Here is a 406-nt window from a genome sequence, read left to right as displayed (position 1 = left end):
CGATAAACTCGTTATGGGCATGGCCGAACTCCGCCGCCATGGGCGAAATTACCCCTTGCTCACCCAAGGCCTCCATGGCATTCCGGTAACCAGACTCCCCCCAACCCAGCAGCGGGCGCTCCTGAATCAGCTGGGCGGCTCCACGCCACAACTCAAAGCGCAAACCCAATGAAGTATCGCGCTCGCCCCCGGAAACATAGAGGCTAATATCACTCACCGCCTCATCGACACGCTGCTGCACGCCTGTTTGCGGCAAGCCATAAACGATGGCCACCAGCAGCAATACCGCGCCGACCGCGCCCGCCTTGACCCCCAAGGGCAACTGGCGACCATAGCCCCGATACAGCACGAAACCCACCACCGGCAGCCCTACCCAACCCCCTCGGCTACCCGACATGAACGAGCC

General features: G+C 62.1%; 1 protein-coding gene. It reads right to left on the bottom strand.

The annotated features are described in order from the left end of the window. Window positions 1-358: O-antigen ligase family protein (locus tag RMT89_RS41350; protein WP_315888904.1), on the bottom strand; the 358-nt coding region annotated here is incomplete at its 3' end. Window positions 359-406 lie beyond the last annotated feature (48 nt).

Origin of the sequence: Streptomyces sp. P17 (genome assembly GCF_032436805.1) — a bacterium.
Taxonomy (GTDB): Bacteria; Actinomycetota; Actinomycetes; order Streptomycetales; family Streptomycetaceae; genus Streptomyces.
The sequence above is the reverse complement of the archived record's forward strand: the minus strand, read 5'-3'. Positions and strand labels throughout refer to the sequence as shown.